The sequence below is a fragment of the Albidovulum marisflavi genome, assembly GCF_025751435.1.
In the GTDB taxonomy this organism is placed as follows: Bacteria; Pseudomonadota; Alphaproteobacteria; order Rhodobacterales; family Rhodobacteraceae; genus Albidovulum; species Albidovulum marisflavi.
On sequence record NZ_JAOWKY010000003.1, the window covers coordinates 81,504 to 100,108 of the forward strand.

Genomic DNA, 18,605 nt, shown 5'->3' on the forward strand with positions numbered 1-18,605 from the left:
CGCCCCCGGGATATGTGTGAAAAGAAGAAGCTCAGGGGCCAAGAAGATCGGCAAGGACCAGCGCCATGACCTTTGCGCTGTCCATCATGTCGCCGATCCCAACCCATTCGTCCGGCTGGTGGGCAAGATCGAGGATGCCCGGCCCATAGGCGATGCAGTTCCCGAGCCGCCCGATCCGGTCGATGTGCTTCTGATCGTAGGTGCCGGGCGACACGACGTAGTCGGCGCTGCGGCCCAGCACGCGTTCGATCGCCGCGGCGGTGGAGCGAACCACGGGCGCATCGCGGTCCGTCATTGTCGGGCGCACCTCGAAAAGATCGCGGATTTCGTACAGAAACGATGGGCGCGCGGCCTTGACCCGTTCGAGCATGGCGGCGACCTCCCGCTTCACCTCGGCAAGGTCCTCCTCGATCAGGTAGCGGCGGTCGATGACGATGCGGCAGCGGTCGGGCACACAGGGCGCGGGCAGGCCCGTGTAGCCCTCCGCTTGTTCTTTCTCGCCGCCGTGGATCGAATTGATGTTCAGCGTGGATTGTTTCGCCCCTTCCGGGACCACGGGCATTTCGGTGCGCTTGGTGGCGAGAAGCGGAAAGAGCGTCGCCTCCATCTCGGCCAGGACCGCCCCCATGTGACGCACGGCGCTGTCGCCCAGGAAGGGCATCGAGCCATGGGCGATGCGGCCCTTGGTCTCGATCTCGGCCCACCAGACGCCGCGGTGGCCCAGGCAGATGCGGTCCTTGTTCAGGGGCTCGGGGATGATGACATGCTGGACGCGATCGGGCGAAAAACGCCCCTGTTCCGCCAGGTAGGCGACGCCGCCGTATCCGCCGGTTTCCTCGTCCGCCGTGGCGGAAATCTCGATCGCGCCGCGATATCCCGGGCAGGCCGCGATGAAAGCCTCTGCCGCGATGATCGAGGCCGCAAGGCCGCCCTTCATGTCGCAGGCGCCACGGCCGTAGATGCGATCGCCGGCAATCTCTGCGCCGAACGGGTCGCGGGTCCAGCCGTGGCCGACCTCCACCACGTCGTGATGCGAGTTGAAATGCACGCAGTCGCCGGCGCCTGCGCCCGTGGCGCGCGCGACAAGGTTCCAGCGCGGGTGATCGGGCCCGTCGCCCGGCGCGCCTTCGGCGCGGATCAGTTCGACCGAAAATCCCGATGCGCCGAGGCGGGCGGCCAGGAAATCGCAGATCTCGCGATAGTTGCGTCCAGGCGGATTGAGCGTGGGTATGCGGATCAGGTCACGGGCCAACCGGATCAGATCGTCGCGCCGGGCGGCGATTTCTTCGGCGATCCGTCTGTCCAGCGCTTGTTCCATGCTTCGACGCTAGCGTTCGGGCGATGAAGCCGCAACCCGGCGGCCAATTATGGCGTGACGGGGGGGAGGTGTTCTGGAATATTCCCCGCAAAGGGATCTTCATCGCGGCTTCCGGCTGCACATATTGTAACGATAATTAACATCGGAGGAGCAGATGGCCGATTTCGACGCACAGATCCGCGAAAGCCAGAAACAGGTCGCGGATGCGCAGGCCAGGATTGCCGAGCTGACCGGCAAGATCGACACCGCGCGCGCGAAGCTGAAGTCGGGCGATGATATTTCGATCGACATCGAGAACGCCACGCTGGAAGACGTGCATCGGCACGCCGAGGTCATGAACGCCAACATCGCCGAACTGATCATGGGGCTGGATGATGTGACGGCGGGCTTTTCCAAGGACTTCGACGAGATGCGCAACAAGACGGGCTGGGAAAGCTTCGTCGGCATCTTTTCGCGCGGCAAGTCGGAGTCGCTGCGCCAGGAACGCCTGAGAAGCGCCTCGATTGATGACAAGCTGCAGGACCTGATCGGCAAGTCCGATATCATCGTCAAGCTGCTGGAAGGTCAGCTTGCGGTCCTGAACGATCACAAGGGCCGGGTCGAGACGAACCTGACCGAGACCTTGGACGAGCGCGAGGCAACGGTGGGCGAGCTTGAGCAGTTGCGCGCCGACATCCAGGCATTGGACCCCAGGATCATCGATCTTGAGAACCGGATCAGCGTCGAACAGGACGCGGCGGCGCGCACGCGGCTGGAAAGCGAACTGGCCGAGCTGAACACGCGCTACAACGCAATGGTCCAGGACGAGCAGGTGAAACTGGCCAAGTCGCAGACGCTGGAGCGCTATATCGAGAAGGGCAAGACCTGGGTCGACAGCCTTCAGAACCAGGCGGCGACGCAGATGGTCCTGATCAACAAGCTTCAGACCGACACGCGCCAGCGGGTGGTGCTTTACGATGCGCTGACCAAGTCGCTCAAGACCGCGCAGCAGCAGGACGTGGCGCACCGGATCAACGAGATCGGGGTGAAGACCGACCAGGAGGCGCAAGCCGCCATGGCCGGGATCGGCACCGCGACCAACCAGCGCATGGCCGAGATGATGGAGGCGCACGAGGACCAGATGGTCTTCGCCCGCAAGGTGCTGGAGCAGAAGGCGAAGGCCGACGAACGCTTCGCCCGGCGCTTTGCCGCGATCGTCGAGAAGCACGACAAGAACCTGTATGGTGGGTAAGTGCCCGACCTGGACCTCACAACCGATCACAAGGCGCTGGACGACGACCTGGCCGCGCGGCGGTATTTTGCGAAGTTCGAGCAGATCACCCGGCGTCTTGCCGGGGTCGCGGAGGCGATGGAGCGGGACCGGGCGCTTTCCGCGCTCGAAAGCGATGTGGTGGAGGCCTATGTCCGCGCGATTGCGGCGAGCTTCAAGGCGTTGAGCCTGAAGTACCTCGTTTCCGGCCGGATCGCGGGGATCGGGCAGCGGCACCTGACCATCGACCTGCACGAAAGCGGCTTCCCGATCTTCCAGGAGATCGTGACCATGGCCAACGATGCGGCCCAGGCGGGCAAGCATCTGGCCGGGATGCCGGACGCGGCGCGCCTGAAGGACGAGATGGTGCGCCAGATCCTGGGCGAACGGACTGTGCCGACGCGCCTGCAATACGCCATGTCGCAGCGGCTTTACTACGAGGCGCTTGCGAAGGGCGGGCTGTATTTCGCGCAGATGCACCCCGAGGCGCAGTTCACCGAGGAAGGTCCGGGCGGGCGCCGGCGGTTTCTGATCCACTGGGGGATCTATGACAGCCAGTTGAACGTGCCGGTGCTTTACCTGATGGATGTCGAGGATTCCGGGCGCAAGGCGCTGCCGCTTGACGAGGGGCGCTGGCCGCAGGCGCAGGCGCATCTTCTGGCGCAGTCGGCGGGCGGGCTGAAGCTTCTGACCATGGCCAGGGGCTTTGACGCGGACTTTGCCGACCTGCACCCCAAGCGACTGCGCCGCCTGCATCTGGGGCCGATGTATTCCTCGGTCTTCACGCTGCAGACCGGTCCAATCCGAGAGGTGCTGGAAGAGGCGCGATCACCCGCGGGGGAGGACTGGGCCTTGGCCTGGACGGTCGAGGAGCTGGAAAGCGAGCGGGTCGAGGTCGAGAAGGGCTGGTTTTCCTCGACCGAGCGGGAGGTCTTTCGTCTCGACCCGCTGGCCGGTGTCGGTTTCGAGACGGGGGCCACGCGCATCACCCGGTCACTTATCCTGCCGCAAAGGCCGTTCCAGGTGCTGGCGGAAAAGGACCCGGAAGGGTTCCGGGCCGTCAGGAAGTTCGTGGTCGGCAAGGAAGGCCGAGTGCTGGTCTACGACTGAGGTCGCCGGGGGGCTGTCTGCCCCCCGGACCCCCCGAGGATATTTGTGAAAAGAAGAGCAGGATCGAGGGCATTGGATGACGACGCCGCTGAACGAGATGGAGCTGAAGGAAGAGGAGATCCGGGCGCATTATCCGGCCGCAACCGAGATGCTGATGGGGATCGACCATACGCCCCGGATCGGGACCGCGCGCCTGACCCTTACCTCTGCCGAGAAGTCGCCCGAGGTCGCCTCGATGCAGCGGCGCTTCCGCTCGACCACTCCGGGGCTTGTCACGCGGTCGATGGCGCGGACCGAGGGCGTGCGGATCCTTGATCGCATCGCGAACACCGATGACGACGACCCGCTGACCTCGGCCACGCAGGCGGCGGTGGCGCACGGTCTGCGCCGCGCACTTGCGATCGCGCTGGCTGTTGGCGAGCATTTTTCGGGTCAGACGGCGCTGGTCGAACTGAAGAAGGCCAACCTGGAAAACCGCATGCCGCGAGAGCGGGCGACCGAGTTTTCCGAGCTGCTTTCTGCCGAGGCGCTGGCGGTGCTTTACACCTTCGGCAATGCCCTTGCCTTTCTTCTGTCTGCGCAGGCGAGCGAGCAGGCGGTCGAGGTCGGCGCGGTCGAGGAGGTGCTGACCGACAATGCGCCGCTGGCCCTGCATGGCGCGCTTTGGGAGCTGGACCAGAAGATCGGCATCCACGCGACAAGCGAGGCGCTGCTGGTCGCGACGATCCTGGGCTATGCCGAGCAGTTGATGGCCCGGGTTCGTGCCCGTGCCGAGGGGGCGCCGCGGCTGGCCGCCTTTTCGGGTGCGAACTACCGCGTCAAGGCGGACGATTTTCCGATCTCTGGCTTCGAACCCGCCCGCAAGGCGCGGGGATCGACGCTTGTCATGTCGTTCAAGAGGCCGAACGAGGTCGTGGGCAACCACATCGCGAAGTACCAGGCGATGCGGCTGGCCAAGATGCTGATGGCCTACGACTTCGAAAAGCGCCTGAATCCCTTTGCCGAGATGGGCGGCTTCATCTTCACCTTCATGGGCGACGGCAAGCCGGGAACCGGCAAGACAACCCTGATCCAGATGATGGCCGGGCTTCTGAACGACTACTGCCAGGCCGCGAAATACCCGTTCCGCTACCAGAACCTGTCGATCGACAACGTCGACAGCTACCAGGGCAAGTCGGGACAGAACGCCAAGGCCTTCATCCAGAACGTCATGGACCCCGCCGTCATCGGATTCGGCACCATCGACGACATCGACCAGATCGCGGGCAAGCGTGGCGACCGGCAGTCGAGCGCCGGCCAGCAGGAGATCACCGCTGTGCTGATGGAGGCCTTCGCAGGCGCCAATACCGTCGTGCGCGGCAACTGCACCTTCGGCATGTTTTCGAACTTCCCCGAGAACGTGGACGACGCGCTGCGCCAGCGGGCGGGCGCGCGTTTCCTGGTCGATGGGCCCCAGACGCGGGAGGATTATGTCGACATCCTCGCGCTGCTGCTGGGGCGCAACCACCAGATCCCGCTGGGCGATCACGACCTTTACGCCGCGCAGGAGATCAAGCGGGCGGTGTCCGAAAGCTTCGAGAACCATTCCCGCCCCCACGAGGACGGCTTGGTGCGGGTCTATGAGGCGGTCCGCGGCCGGATCGGGGAGTTGGACACCATCGCCAAGCTTGGCACCTACCTCAAGGCGATCCAGGACGCGGACGAACGCTTCACCGGCCGCGCGATCAAGAACATCACCGACGCGGTCAAGGTCCGCGCGATGGACTTCGAGCTGCCCGACGAATGGATGGAGAACCCGGACCTGTTCCTCTTCAAGCCCTACGACGAAAAGCGCGCGATGATCGGCGAGCTGCGCCGCCCCATCACGGTCGAGATGGTGGTGCAGGAAATCAACCGCTACGCCGACAGCGAGTTCCGCTATGCCGACAAGTCCGACGAGGTGGCCATCGAGGGGGCAGTCAGGGACATGCGGCGGATGGACGAGGCGAAGAAGAGGTATTTGGAGGGGCGGGGGTGATGCGTCGTGAGTTGATAGCGGCTTTGTTTTTTGCGATTCTCGCGCTAGTCGCCCTTCTCCCGCCTGTTCTCATTGAGTTGGGGAGTTATGATGGTGGTAATCTTGAAAAGGTGGAGTCACTATTAAGCGACAGACAAAGCACGATAATTTCTCTAGGAACTCTTTTCTTGGTCTTGGGGCTCTCTGTTTGGAGTGCTCATTTGACCAACAAATCAGCAGAAAAACGCGAAAGTATTAATAGGCGCACGCAAGCTGAGATTAAGATTTCAGATTTTCGGCAAGCATGGATTAATGACCTAAGAGATGACTGCGCACGGTTGATATCGATAGCCGACGATGACATGGACCCAATAGAACTGCGGGAATATCAATACTTGTGGACGCGAATTCAGCTCCGTTTGAATACAGCGGATAAGGTGCATGCTGATCTGGTTGTGGCATTGAAGAATCTGACAGCAGCGATGCATTCCAAATCAAAAATCGCTGATGCGCAGTCAAATATCCAAATAGAAGTAAACTCGCTTCTGAAAAACGAGTGGGATCGCCTCAAGAGTGACTTAAAGAAGGCACAAGATAACGAGGTGAGCGAGCCATGAACCGCCTCATCGCCAAAGGCCTCATGTTCGGCAACCTCATCGCGGTGGACAGCCCCGCGCTGGTCGAACGGTATAACCGCGCGCTCAAGGCGTTGACGGGGAAGACCACGGGTCTGACGGACTTCCACATCGACCTGTCGGGCTATTCGCCGGAGGTGGGGGATGAGTTGGGCGATGACCTTTACCTCAACCCGAACGGCTGCAACCGGCAGTTCATCCTGCTGACCACCGACCAGAAGACCGCGCCGCTTCTGAATGCCAAGTTCTCGACCTCTCGCGGGATCCTCACCCGCTTCATCGAAGAGAACGAGACGGAGTTGTTCACGCTGACCGCCCGCGACGCCGTGGCGGGGGAGTTGGAGAACACCGTCTTCGACCTGACCGAGCCGAGGCGGCTTTTCGACATCCGCCGCGTCACCGTGGTGGCCGACACCACCGGCAACCACATCGCCGAGGGGCGCAAGCTCGCGGGTCTGATCGAGCGCTTCCGGACCGAGGAGGACGGCTGGTGGGACGACGTGCTGATCGCCGAGATGATCGGACTGGCGGAAAAGACCGGCGACGTGACCCGCAACCCGGTGACGCTGAAATCCACCACCTTCGACCAGGGCAACTTCTGGACGGCGCATTTCGGCGGCGTCTACCTGTTCCGCGATGTGGAGCATCCGGCGGCGATCTCGGTCGGGCCGAAGGAAAGGCTGGGCGCATTGCCGATCAGCTATGTCTTTGACCCGCGCGACCGGAAAGACATCGCGCAGTTCCTGGATCTGAACGATCTGGTGGAGCCGATCGCGACGGCGCGCGGCCTGGATGCGGGCGCGGTGCTGAGGCAGAAGATGGATTTCATCCTGATCGACGCGGCGACCCGTCTTGGCCTTGACACCGGCGCGGGCACGCGGCGCGAGCTGCGGCAGGTCGCGAACACCCTTGGCCACAGGTTGCCCGACGAATTCCAGGGGTTGGCAGCCCTTTTGCGATGGGTGGAAACCGGGGGGAAAAGGCCGCGCATCACGCCGTCGCATCCGGCCTACTTCTACACGCTGCGGTCGCGCCCCCACAAGGATCGGGACCTTGTGAACATGCTGCTGTCCGAGCTCGCGCCGCTGGACATCCGGCAGCTTTTCATCTGCCACAAGGAATTGTTCTACGACACCTACCGCAGCTGGCCCGAGGCGAAGAGGGCCTATGTCGCCGACTTCCTTGCCCGCGAATACCAGATGGACAAGGATGGGACGCGCCGCGCGCTGTTCGGGTCGGAGCCGCAGATGGCCCCCGGCCCCTGGGATCGCGATGACGTCGAGCTTGTCGGCCCCTGGGGTGCGGTCAGGAGGGAACGCAGATGATCGCCTTCGTCCGGCTTGCCGTCTTCGGCTTCATCGGCATGACGATCGCCTATGTCTTCATGTCGATCTATGCGCGTTCCGTTGAACGCGAGCGGTTGGAAAAGGAATGGGACGCCGACCCGGCGGCCGGGGATGACCCCGCGGCGCGCGACGCCTATATCGAAGCCGGAATGCGCGAGTACCAGACAAGCCTTCGACGCAAGCTGATCTGGCTGGTCTATGTGATCCCGACCGTGATCGTGCTGCTGCTGATTTATCTGAACGAAACCTGAGGCGAAGATGAAATACGCGAAATGGACCATCCTGACGCTCTTGGCGCTGACCGTCTTCGGCTTTTTCCACTACACCTTGCCGCAGCATGACATCGTCCGGATCGTGAACACCTACCAGGAACGGCAGGACCTGGATGACTGGACGCGGATTTTCTGGGCGACGCCTGACGACCAGGCGACCGGGCTTATCAACCGCGACGTGCAGTTCATCCAGGCGGTCGACGCTGACGGCGATCCCCATGTCTACCGCAACGAGGATACCGGCTGGCACTGGCCGCCCTATTTCAAGTTCGACACCGCCAACCTTCAGACCGAGGCGGAGGATTTCAAGTCGACGTCAGCGGCGCCGCAGTGGGTGTCGATCACTCACTACGGCTGGCGGATCGTCTACCTGTCGACATTCCCCAACGCCATCGCGATCACACCTGTCGACGGACCGGATGCGCGGATCATCCCCTGGGTGAACATTGTCATCCTGACGTTCCTTGCCGTGATCCTGTTCATGCTGCGACGCATGTGGCTCCAGTTCCGCGAACGCATGATCGACCCGGTGATCGAGGATGTGGAGGAGGCCTGGGACAACGTCGATGCGCAGGCCGACCAGGCGGCCGCGCGGGCGCGCGGGATCTGGGGCCGGTTCAAGGCCTGGCTGGCGACCTGGAAAAGCAAGCCTCGGCGCTGATTTCTGACCAATTGGTCAGGTGGCCGATTGCGGATCCGTGCGACTCTCGCTAGCCTCGAAGGCCACGATCCGTGCGATCGCGCACCCCAAAGGAAGTGCCCATGCAGGCCGAAGCGGTTCATTCCCTGTCCCGTAACGAGCGCAATCCGGGCGTTCCGCTTGCGCTGGACTGGTTTGATCATGTTGCCGTCAACACGCCCGCCGCCGAACGGCGCGCGGCGACGCTGACCACCCGGCGAACGGTCAAGAAGCAATGGCAGGCCGCATGGCTTGTGAACGCGATCCGCTGCATGGACCTCACGACCCTGTCGGGCGACGACACGCCCGACCGCGTCCGCAGGCTTTGCGCCAAGGCGCGCCAGCCGCTTGCGGATCACATCATGGAAGGGCTGGAACTTGACCGGCTTACGACCGGAGCGATCTGTGTTTACCCCACGATGGTTTCGGCGGCCGTCAGGGCGTTGGCGGGATCGGGCATTCCCGTGGCCTCGGTCGCGACCGGGTTTCCCGCGGGTCTGATGCCGCTGAACCTGAGGCTCGCAGAAATCCTGTACGCCGTGGATCAGGGCGCCGAGGAAATCGACATCGTCATCACGCGCGCCCATGTGCTCGACGGGAACTGGTCCGCGCTTTACGACGAGGTCGCCGCGATGCGCGAGGCCTGCGGCGCCGCGCATCTGAAGGTGATCCTTGCGACGGGCGATCTGAAGACGCTGCGCAACGTCTACAAGGCCTCGATGGTCGCGATGCAGGCGGGGGCGGATTTCATCAAGACCTCGACCGGGAAAGAGGGTGTCAACGCCACCCTTCCGGTTTCGCTGGTCATGGCGCGCGCGCTGCGCGACTACGGCGCCCGCGCGGGATACCGCATCGGCTTCAAGCCTGCGGGGGGGATGAAGACCGCCAAGGATGCCATCGCCTGGCAGATCCTGATGAAGGAGGAGCTGGGCAACGACTGGCTCCGCCCGGACCTGTTCAGGCTTGGCGCATCGTCGATGCTGGGCGACATCGAACGGCAACTGGAACACCACGTGACAGGGCGCTATGCGGCGTCCTCCCGTCACGCGCTTGCTTGAGGGATCCCATGGCTTCCGTCTCTGAAATCCTGGAAACGATGGACTACGGGCCTGCCCCCGAGGCCTCGGGCGAGGTGATGAAGTGGCTTTCCGCCCGCGGGGCCTTCGGCCACTTCATCGGCGGCCGCTTCACGGAACCGGGACCGACCTTCGACGTCATGAACCCCGCCACCGGAGAGCTTCTGGCCAAGGTCACCCAGGGAACCGGGTCCGACGTTCAGGCCGCCGTGAAGGCCGCGCGCGCAGCACTTCCCCGCTGGTCAAAACTTTCGGGGCACGACCGCGCGCGATACCTCTACGCGCTCGCCCGCCACATCCAGAAGCGCGAGCGGTTCCTGGCGGTGCTCGAGACCATCGACAACGGCAAGCCGATCCGCGAGTCGCGCGACATCGACGTGCCGCTGGCCGCCCGCCATTTCTATCACCACGCCGGCTGGGCCGAGATGCTGGCCGACGAGTTCCCCAGCCAGGGTCCGGTGGGTGTCTGCGGGCAGATCATCCCCTGGAACTTCCCCCTTCTGATGCTGGCCTGGAAAGTCGCGCCGGCGCTGGCCGCCGGGAATACCGTGGTCCTGAAACCCGCCGAGTACACGCCCCTGACCGCTCTTGCCTTCGCCGAGATCTGCGCCGAGGTCGGGTTGCCCAAGGGCGTCGTCAACATCGTCACCGGCGACGGTGCAACGGGTGCCGCGCTGGTCGAGGCCGATGTGGACAAGATCGCCTTCACCGGCTCGACCGAGGTCGGGCGCGCGATCCGCAAGGTCACCGCAGGTTCCGGCAAGAAGCTGACGCTGGAGTTGGGCGGCAAGTCGCCCTTCATCGTCTTCGCCGATGCCGACATCGACGCGGCGGTCGAAGGTGTGGTGGATGCGATCTGGTTCAATCAGGGCCAGGTGTGCTGCGCGGGGTCCCGTATCCTGGTCCAGGAACGCGTCGCGCGCGATTTCGCGGAACGGCTGGCAAGAAGGATGGCGCGGCTGCGCGTCGGCGATCCGCTGGACAAGTCGACGGACATGGGGGCGATCGTCGATCCCGTGCAGCTGCGCCGCATCCGGGACCTTGTCGCGCAGGGGGAAGCCGAGGGGGCCGTCCTGCACCAGGCCCCATGCCAGCTTCCTGCGACGGGCAACTACTTCGCGCCGGGCTTCTTCACCGAGGTCGCCCCCGCAAACATCGTGTCCGAGGTCGAAATCTTTGGTCCCGTCGCGACCTTGACGACCTTCCGTACCCCGGACGAGGCCGTGGCGCTGGCCAACAACACCCGCTATGGCCTTGCGGCTTCGGTCTGGTCGGAAAACGTCAACCTTGCACTCGATGTGGCGGCGCAGGTCAAGGCCGGGGTCGTCTGGGTGAACGCCACCAACATCTTCGACGCGGGCGCGGGCTTTGGCGGGTATCGCGAATCCGGTTTCGGACGCGAAGGCGGGCGTGAAGGCATGGAGGAATACCTGGCCGAGCCGCCGGTCCCGGCCAAGGCCGAACCGGTGCCCATCGCGCCCGAAACCGCCCCCACGCCAGAGGCACCGGCAGCTGCCGACGCCATCGACCGCACTGCCAAGCTTTACATCGGCGGCGCGCAGAAGCGGCCCGACAGCGGTTATTCCTATGCGGTACGGGGAAAGGCCGGCGTCATCGGCCTGGCAGGCCTTGGCAGCCGCAAGGACATCCGCAACGCGGTCGAGGCAGCCCACAAGGCGTCCGGTTGGGGCAGGGCAACCGGCCACAACCGCGCACAGGTGCTTTACTACCTTGCCGAGAACCTCGTGTCACGAGAGGCCGAGTTCGCCAATCGCCTGAAGTCCGCCGGAAGCCCCAAACCGGCCGAGGAGGTCGCGACCGCGATCCGCCGCGCGTTCTGGTACGCGGCACAGGCCGACAAGTATGACGGCGCCGTTCATGCCACGAAGTCGGCGCATGTGACGCTGGCCATGCCAGAGCCCTTTGGGGTCATGGGAATTGCCTGCCCGACCAGCGCGCCGCTTCTGGGGCTTCTAAGCCTCGTGCTTCCGGCGATCGCGATGGGCAACCGGGTGGTGGCGTTGCCCTCCCAGAACATGCCCCTGTCCGCGACCGACCTTTACCAGGTCTTCGATACCTCGGACCTGCCGGGCGGCGTGGTCAACATCGTCACCGGCGCGCGCGACGAACTGGCCAGAACGCTGGCGGCGCATGATGACATCGCGGCGATGTGGTACTGCGGCAGTACCGAGGGCGCGCGGATGGTCGAGACAGAGAGCGCCGGAAACCTCAAGGCCACCTGGACGGTGCGGAACCGCGACTGGCTGGGGGCAGAGGGGCAGGGGCGGTCTTTCCTGAAACATGCGACCCAGATCAAGAACATCTGGGTCCCCTACGGCGAGTGACGCGGCGGTTGCAGCAGGCTCCAGCTTGCGACACTGTCCGGGCATGAAAGTGATGGCGATCCGGTTCATGTTCCTGGGTCTCGCGGCACTGGGTTTGCCCGGGGTGGCGTTTGCACACGCGACGCAGCGTGCCGTGCTGCATGTCCTGCCGACGGCGCCCTACGTGATCGGCGCAGGGATTGCCGTCGCGCTGTCGGCACTGATCGTGGCCTTTGCCCCGCGCGTTCCCGCGCCGCGCGCGGTCACGCTGCTTTCCCGCCCGGTCGTTCCTCGCGACATCGGCAGCTGGCTTTCCGCGCTTCTTCTGGTTTTCCTTCTTGCCGCTGGCTTCTTCGGGAGCCGTGACCCCTATGGCAACATGCTGACCCTGACGGTCTGGGTTGTCCTGTGGGTCGCGCTGACGCTGGCCGTCGCGGTCTTCGGCGACCTCTGGCGCGGGCTCGATCCATGGAGCGGTCCGGTGCGCGCGGCACGCCGGATGCTGGGGCTGACCGGCGGCGTCGGTCTGTCGCGGCTGGGCCACTGGCCCGCGGTCGCTGGCTATCTGGCCTTTGCCTGGTTCGAAATCGTGTCGCTTGCGCCGGCGGATCCCGCGGTCTTGGCGCGAACGGCTCTTGCCTACTGGCTTGTCGTCTTCGCCCTTGCCGTGGCCGAGGGTGAGCACTGGCTGGAGAAGGGGGAGTTTCTGACCGTCTACTTCGGTTTCGTGTCAAAGATCGCGCCACTTTGGGCAGAGCGGCGCGATGGCCGGCTGACCTTCCACCTGGGCTGGCCCGGCGCGCAGATCCTCGGCATGCCGCCGCTTTCGTTGTCGCAGGCAGCCTTCGTCACCGCGATCCTCGCCTCGGTCAGTTTCGACGGCCTGCACGAGACGTTCTGGTGGCTGGCCCGGATCGGGATCAACCCGCTGGACGTGCCGGGACGGTCGGCGGTGATGGGCGTCAATACCGCGGGTCTGTTCCTGACCTGGGCCGCGATGGCGGGGCTGATCGCCGCGGCAATCCGGGCGGAACTGGCCCTGTCCAGCCCCGGCGCTCCCCGCTATGCCGACGCGGCGGGGCCATATGCCTTGTCCTTTCTACCCATCGCCACCGGTTACCATGTCGCGCACTACCTGGTCGCGCTGCTGACCTCGGGGCAATACGTCCTGGTCGCGCTGAACGATCCCTTCGATCTGGGCTGGGCGTTGCTGGGATTGCCGGAACACTGGGTGGGTTTCGGATTCCTGGCGCGCGAAAGCTCGGTCCGGCTCATCTGGCAGGCGCAATGGGCGATCATCCTGACGGCCCATCTGCTGGCGGTCCTGCTTGCTGCGCATCTTGCCCGAAGGTCCGGCCTCGAGCACCGCAGAATTGCACAACTTCCCGTCGCGGTGCTGATGGTACTTTACACCGTCTTCGGTCTGTGGCTCCTGTCGGCGCCTGCCGCAGGGTAGAAAAACATGGACTTTTTGTTCGTACACGCACAATCTTGAACCAAGGCGCGGGCGCGGAAAGCCGCGCGCCGGTTCCCAGCAGTGGAGATGACAGATGACATCCAGACTGATCGGAAAGACACCGAGCCGCCGCTCGGTTCTGACGGGAATGGCGGCAGGCGCGGGGGCGCTGGCGGTGCCGTCCTTCTTCCCCGGCTACACCCATGCGCAAAGCTCTGAGCCGATCCGGCTTGGCTTCCAGCTTCACCGCACCGGCATCGGCGCGTCCTATGGCCGGTGGTACGAACGCACAGCGACGGCTGCGCTCAACGTCCTGAACGAGGCCGGCGGCATCAACGGCCGCCCGGTCGAGATCCTGTTCGAGGATGACGGCACCGACCCGGCCCGCGGGGCCGAGGTCTTTGGCAAGCTCGCCACGCAGTCGAACTGCGACCTGGTGTTCGGCGCGCTCTTTTCCCACGTCGTCGTCGGAACCGCCCCGCGCGCGGCAGAGCTGAAGGTGCCATATCTTGTCTGTTCCGAAGGTCACCATGTCGCCTCGGGCATGCTGAACCGCTGGACGCTGCAGCCGGGCATCACCGACGTGAAAAGCCAGGTGCAGTCGATGGCACCCTGGGTGACGCAGAACCTTGGCAAGAAGGTCACGATGATCTTCCCCGACTATGCCTTCGGCCATGACCATCGTGACTTCTTCACCGCCGCGGTTGCGGCGCAGGGCGGCGAGGTGATCAAGCACATCGCGATCCCGCCGACCGAGACGTCCTTCACCCGCTACTTCCCGCAGATCCCCTCGGACACCGAGGTCCTGTATCATGTCATGGTCGGACCCGCCGTCCTGACCTTCGTCAAGGAACTGGGCGAATTCTACGGTTCGGGCGACCGGCCGCAGATCTTCGGCTTCATCGATTCGCTGGAAGCCGTCGACATCGCGTCGCCGGGGCTCGAATTCCTGGAAGGCACGCATTTCTGGGAAGGCCACCCGCGCTACAAGCAGGCCGACGCGTCCGAGCACGAGGTGTTCTATCGCGCCGCCGTCGGTGTCGACGACAACGGTGCCTCAGTGACCGATCCGGCGGATATCGCCACCTACGCCCACATGTTCTCTACCTGGGAGACACTATTCGTCATCAAGGCGGCGATGGAGGCTGCGGGCTACCAGGGTCCGGCGGATCGTCAGAAGCTGGTCGAGGCGATCGAGGCGATGACTGACTTCGCCGAAAGCCGGGAACATCCGCAGGGCGCCAAGACCTTCAACGGCAAGACCCATCAGGCCTTCGGACACCAGTCCATTTCGCAGGTCCAGGGCGGCAAGCTGATCCGCGTGCACCAGACCAGCCTTGAGGACGGCTACTATCCCGACGAAGTCGACTACACCACGCAGTCCTTCTGATACCCTTCGGACCCGCCGGGGGCGCTTGCCGCCCCCGGCATCCTGACGCCAAGAGACCTGTGTGAGCTTCGGACCCTTCCTGCTTCTGGCCCTGATGGAGGGCATGGTGACCTCGGCGGTGCTGGCGCTTGCCGCCGTGGGGCTGAGCCTGGTGTTCGGCATCATGCGCGTCGTGAACGTCGCGCATGGGGAATTCTTCATGCTGGGCGCGGTCTCGGCGTGGTTCGTGTCTCAATGGGTGCCGGGGCCGCCCGCGGTGGCCTTTGCCGCGGCGCTTGTCCTGTGCCCGCTGTTCGTCGGCGCCATCGCCGCGCTTGCCGACATGACCGTGCTCAAGCGCCTGAACTACGAACCCGAAGCGACGATCGTCGCGACCATCGGCCTTCTCTACATCCTGCAACAGGCGGCGCTGTCCTTCTACGGGCCCGACGCGCGCCCGGTGCCTGCGCCGTTCAGCTTTCGCGTCCAGCTGCCCTGGTTCGGCTATTCCGGTTACAAGATGGCGGTCGTGCTGGCCTCGGCGCTGGTGCTGCTGGGGGTTTGGCGGCTGCTGGCGAAAAGCCGCGTCGGGCTGATCATGCGGGCCACACAATACGACCGCGAAACCGCCCGCGCCTTCGGCATCAACGTGGACCGCGTCTATGCCGGGGTCTTTGCGCTGGGGGGCGGCCTGGCGGCGCTGGCCGCGGTGCTGATCGTGCCGATCCAGCAGGCGCATTACCTGATGGGCACGGAACCGCTGCTTCTGTCCTTCATCGTCGTGATCATCGGGGGGCTTGGGTCGCTGCGCGGGACCGTGATCGCGGCGCTGCTGATCGGTCTGTCGGATGGCGTCATTTCGACCTTCTTCGCGCCGACGCTGGCCAAGATCGTGGCGACGCTGGCCGTGGCGCTGGTGCTGGTCTTCCGCCCGCAGGGCCTGTTCGGGAGGCGCGCACTGTGACCGCAGCCACCCGCATCTGGGCGTTCCACCTGGCGGCGCTGTCCCTTTTGGCGGCGGGCGCGGCCTTCCTGCCCGCCTATCACCTGACCAACGTGGCCAAGGTGATGGTCCTTGCCACCTATGCGATGGGCTACAACATCGCCTTCGGCTACACCGGGCTCCTGAGCCTTGGGCACGCGCTTTTCTTCGGCGCGGGGCTTTACGGGGCGGGGATGCTGGTGCAGCACGCCGATCTGACTGCGGGGCCCGCGCTGCTGGCCGGGCTGCTGGCGGGGGGCGCGATGGCCGCGATCGCCGGGCTTCTGGCGCTGCGGACACAGGGCGTGGCCTTCATGATCGTCACGCTGATGTTCGCGCAGGCTGGCTATCTGACCATCCTTTACAACACCGCCTGGACCCGCGGGGACGAGGGCATCGTGATCGCGCGCGATGCCCGGGTCCTTCTGGGCTACGACCTGTCCGCCGATCTGCCGCGCTACTTCGCGGCTTTCGCACTGTTCGCCGCCGGGCTTGTGCTGAAGCTCTGGCTTGTGCGTTCGCCGGCCGGGCGGGTGATGATCGCGCTGCGCGAAAATGAGGAACGCAGCCGCATGCTGGGCTATGATCCCTACGCCCGCAAGCTTGTCGCGCTTGTCATCTCGGGGCTTTATGCGGGCGCGGCGGGGGCGGCCTACGGGCTTCTGTTCGGCTATGTCGGCGCCAGCCTTGCCTCGACCCAGTACTCGATCCTGCCGCTGCTGTGGGTGCTGCTTGGGGGCGCGGGCACGGTGCTTGGCCCCTTTGTGGGCGCGCTTCTGATGTTCTACCTGATCGACTATTCCAGCGCCTTCACCACCGCCAGCCTTCTGGTCGTCGGCGTGGCGCTTGTGCTTCTGGTGCTTTTCGCGCCCAAGGGCATCCTTGGCACGCTGCGTGAAAGGTGGCTGCGATGGCTCCCGTGACGTTGCTTGAGGCACGGGGCCTGACGCGCCACTTCGGCGGTCTCAAGGCCGTGGACGGCGTCGATTTCGACCTGGCGGAGGGGGAAGTGCACGCCCTCATCGGGCCGAACGGCGCGGGCAAGACCACCTTCGTCAGCCTGCTTTGCGGCCGCATCCCGGTCCAGTCCGGGGTGATCCGCTTTGACGGTGCCGACATCACGCGTCTGCCCGCACACAGCCGCGTCCGCCGGGGCATCGCCTATACTTTCCAGATAACGCAGGTGTTCGCCAACTTGACGGTCTTCGACAACGTCGCACTGGCCGTCCAGCGCCGGGGTGGTCCCCTGGACGGGGATACCCGCGCTGCCCTTGCCCGCGTCGGGCTTGCCGACCGGGCGGATCAGCGGGCGGGAACGCTGAGCTACGGGCACCAGCGCCTGCTGGAGATCGCCATGGGCCTGGCGCTGCATCCGCGGCTGCTGATCCTGGACGAGCCGACCCAGGGCCTTGCCAATGCCGAGATCGACACCTTCAAGGCGCTTGTGCGCCAGATCGTGTCCGACACCACGGTGCTGCTGATCGAACACAACATGGACGTCGTCATGGACCTTGCGCATCGGATCACGGTGCTGAACTTCGGTGAGGTCCTCTCAAGCGGCACGCCGGATGCGATCCGCGCCAACCCGGCGGTTCAAGCCGCCTATCTGGGGGGCTGAATGCTGACGCTGACAGGCATCGACGCGGGCTACGGATCCGTCCAGGTGCTTCGCCGCCTGACGCTTGAGGCGCGGACGGGCGAAGTGCTTTGCGTCATGGGCCGCAACGGCGCGGGCAAGTCCACCATGCTCAAGGCGATCATGGGGCTCGTCCCGGCTTCCGCCGGTTCGATCATGCTGGACGGTCTGGACATCATTCGGCTGCCCGCGCACGAAGTGCCCCGTCACGGCGTCGGCTATGTGCCGCAGGGCCGCCGGCTCTTCGCCGAACTGACGGTCGCCGAGAACATCGAGATCGGCCTGATGACCCGCCGCAGGGGCCAGCGCACGCGCGACGATGTGCTAAGCCTGTTCCCCCGCCTGCGCGAGCGTCTGAAACAGGTATCCGGCACCCTGTCGGGCGGCGAGCAGCAGATGCTGGCAATCGCCCGCGCATTGTGTCTTGAACCCAAGGTCTTGCTTCTGGACGAACCGACCGAGGGGTTGCAGCCCTCTATGATCGCGCTCATCCGCGACACGGTTGTCGCGCTGAAGTCGACGGGAGTCGCCACGATCCTTGTGGAACAGCGGGTTGATGCGGTCCTGTCCGTCGCGGATCGTGTGGCCTTCATGACCGGCGGCACGGTGGCCGAAACCGTCGAGGCCGCAGGTCTGACACCCACGGCGCCGCAGTTCGCGGCCTATGTCGGCGTCTGATCAGCTTCCGCGGTAGGTCGAATAGCCGAAGGGCGACAGCAGCAGCGGCACGTGGTAGTGCGCCGAGGCGTCCGAGATGCCGAAGCGGATCGGAACCACGTCCAGAAAGCGCGGCGATTCCGGCGGCGTGCCGATGGCATCCAGATAGGCGCCGGCGTGAAAGACCAGCTCATACTCCCCCGCGGCGAAGTCCCCCTTCGGCAGGATCGGCGCATCCGTCCGGCCGTCGTCGTTCGTGCGCATCCGTGCAAGCGGCACCCGCGCGCCGTTCTCAAGTCGGAAAAGCTCGATCTCCAGCCCCTCGGCGGGCAGGCCCCGCGCCGTGTCCAGCACATGCGTCGTCAGATAGCCTTGGGACATGATCCAAACTCCTTGCTTCCCCGGCATCATGCGATGGGCGCGGGCCGAATGCGACCACCTTCGGGCGCGAAAAGTCTTTCCGGTTTTTTTTGATAATCTTCCGGCCATGCCGGGCTTAT

At 64.8% G+C, this 18,605-nt stretch carries 17 protein-coding genes; 15 read left to right on the forward strand and 2 right to left on the reverse strand.

Features of this window, described 5'->3' with window-relative positions; all coding sequences use genetic code 11:
- Positions 1 to 31: 31 nt before the first annotated feature.
- A complete protein-coding gene (locus tag OEW28_RS12250) occupies positions 32 to 1,318 on the reverse strand; it encodes an acetylornithine deacetylase/succinyl-diaminopimelate desuccinylase family protein (protein WP_263735058.1) in 1,287 nt (428 codons plus the stop codon).
- Positions 1,319 to 1,472: 154 nt separating this feature from the next.
- Between OEW28_RS12250 and OEW28_RS12255 the strand changes: the two genes are divergently transcribed.
- From OEW28_RS12255 to OEW28_RS12325, 15 genes are all read left to right on the forward strand, one after another.
- On the forward strand, positions 1,473 to 2,549 hold the full coding sequence (locus tag OEW28_RS12255; RefSeq protein WP_263735059.1) for a coiled-coil domain-containing protein: 1,077 nt from the start codon (positions 1,473 to 1,475) through the stop codon (positions 2,547 to 2,549).
- Complete coding sequence (locus OEW28_RS12260; RefSeq protein ID WP_263735060.1) at positions 2,550 to 3,677, forward strand: hypothetical protein; 1,128 nt, start codon at positions 2,550 to 2,552, stop codon at positions 3,675 to 3,677.
- Positions 3,678 to 3,753: 76 nt separating this feature from the next.
- Positions 3,754 to 5,694 (forward strand): AAA family ATPase, encoded by a 1,941-nt coding sequence (locus OEW28_RS12265; RefSeq protein WP_263735061.1) that lies wholly within the window; start codon positions 3,754 to 3,756, stop codon positions 5,692 to 5,694.
- On the forward strand, positions 5,694 to 6,290 hold the full coding sequence (locus OEW28_RS12270) for a hypothetical protein (protein ID WP_263735062.1): 597 nt from the start codon (positions 5,694 to 5,696) through the stop codon (positions 6,288 to 6,290). Before OEW28_RS12265 ends, OEW28_RS12270 begins: the two co-directional genes overlap by 1 nt.
- On the forward strand, positions 6,287 to 7,633 hold the full coding sequence (locus OEW28_RS12275) for a DUF6638 family protein (protein WP_263735063.1): 1,347 nt from the start codon (positions 6,287 to 6,289) through the stop codon (positions 7,631 to 7,633). The genes OEW28_RS12270 and OEW28_RS12275 overlap by 4 nt, the downstream gene beginning before the upstream one ends.
- Positions 7,630 to 7,905 carry a hypothetical protein gene (locus OEW28_RS12280; RefSeq protein WP_263735064.1) on the forward strand — a complete coding sequence of 92 codons (276 nt, stop codon included), beginning with the start codon at positions 7,630 to 7,632 and terminating at the stop codon, positions 7,903 to 7,905. The genes OEW28_RS12275 and OEW28_RS12280 overlap by 4 nt, the downstream gene beginning before the upstream one ends.
- A gap of 7 nt (positions 7,906 to 7,912) precedes the next feature.
- Positions 7,913 to 8,587 carry a DUF1523 family protein gene (locus OEW28_RS12285; protein WP_263735065.1) on the forward strand — a complete coding sequence of 225 codons (675 nt, stop codon included), beginning with the start codon at positions 7,913 to 7,915 and terminating at the stop codon, positions 8,585 to 8,587.
- A gap of 101 nt (positions 8,588 to 8,688) precedes the next feature.
- Positions 8,689 to 9,663: a deoxyribose-phosphate aldolase gene (gene deoC, locus OEW28_RS12290; RefSeq protein WP_263735066.1), complete on the forward strand. Its 975-nt coding sequence runs from the start codon at positions 8,689 to 8,691 to the stop codon at positions 9,661 to 9,663.
- Positions 9,664 to 9,671: 8 nt separating this feature from the next.
- Positions 9,672 to 12,026 (forward strand): aldehyde dehydrogenase family protein, encoded by a 2,355-nt coding sequence (locus OEW28_RS12295; RefSeq protein WP_263735067.1) that lies wholly within the window; start codon positions 9,672 to 9,674, stop codon positions 12,024 to 12,026.
- A 43-nt stretch (positions 12,027 to 12,069) separates the two neighbouring features.
- Positions 12,070 to 13,461 (forward strand): hypothetical protein, encoded by a 1,392-nt coding sequence (locus OEW28_RS12300; RefSeq protein ID WP_263735068.1) that lies wholly within the window; start codon positions 12,070 to 12,072, stop codon positions 13,459 to 13,461.
- A gap of 94 nt (positions 13,462 to 13,555) precedes the next feature.
- Positions 13,556 to 14,851 carry an ABC transporter substrate-binding protein gene (locus tag OEW28_RS12305; protein ID WP_263735069.1) on the forward strand — a complete coding sequence of 432 codons (1,296 nt, stop codon included), beginning with the start codon at positions 13,556 to 13,558 and terminating at the stop codon, positions 14,849 to 14,851.
- Between the two features lie 61 nt (positions 14,852 to 14,912).
- Complete coding sequence (locus OEW28_RS12310; RefSeq protein ID WP_263735070.1) at positions 14,913 to 15,794, forward strand: branched-chain amino acid ABC transporter permease; 882 nt, start codon at positions 14,913 to 14,915, stop codon at positions 15,792 to 15,794.
- A complete protein-coding gene (locus OEW28_RS12315; RefSeq protein ID WP_263735071.1) occupies positions 15,791 to 16,735 on the forward strand; it encodes a branched-chain amino acid ABC transporter permease in 945 nt (314 codons plus the stop codon). Before OEW28_RS12310 ends, OEW28_RS12315 begins: the two co-directional genes overlap by 4 nt.
- Positions 16,732 to 17,430 carry an ABC transporter ATP-binding protein gene (locus OEW28_RS12320; RefSeq protein WP_263735365.1) on the forward strand — a complete coding sequence of 233 codons (699 nt, stop codon included), beginning with the start codon at positions 16,732 to 16,734 and terminating at the stop codon, positions 17,428 to 17,430. The genes OEW28_RS12315 and OEW28_RS12320 overlap by 4 nt, the downstream gene beginning before the upstream one ends.
- Positions 17,431 to 18,126 carry an ABC transporter ATP-binding protein gene (locus tag OEW28_RS12325; protein WP_263735072.1) on the forward strand — a complete coding sequence of 232 codons (696 nt, stop codon included), beginning with the start codon at positions 17,431 to 17,433 and terminating at the stop codon, positions 18,124 to 18,126.
- Here the strand turns inward: OEW28_RS12325 and uraH are convergent, their stop codons facing one another.
- Positions 18,127 to 18,486: a hydroxyisourate hydrolase gene (uraH, locus tag OEW28_RS12330; RefSeq protein ID WP_263735073.1), complete on the reverse strand. Its 360-nt coding sequence runs from the start codon at positions 18,484 to 18,486 to the stop codon at positions 18,127 to 18,129. It lies immediately after the preceding gene.
- Positions 18,487 to 18,605 lie beyond the last annotated feature (119 nt).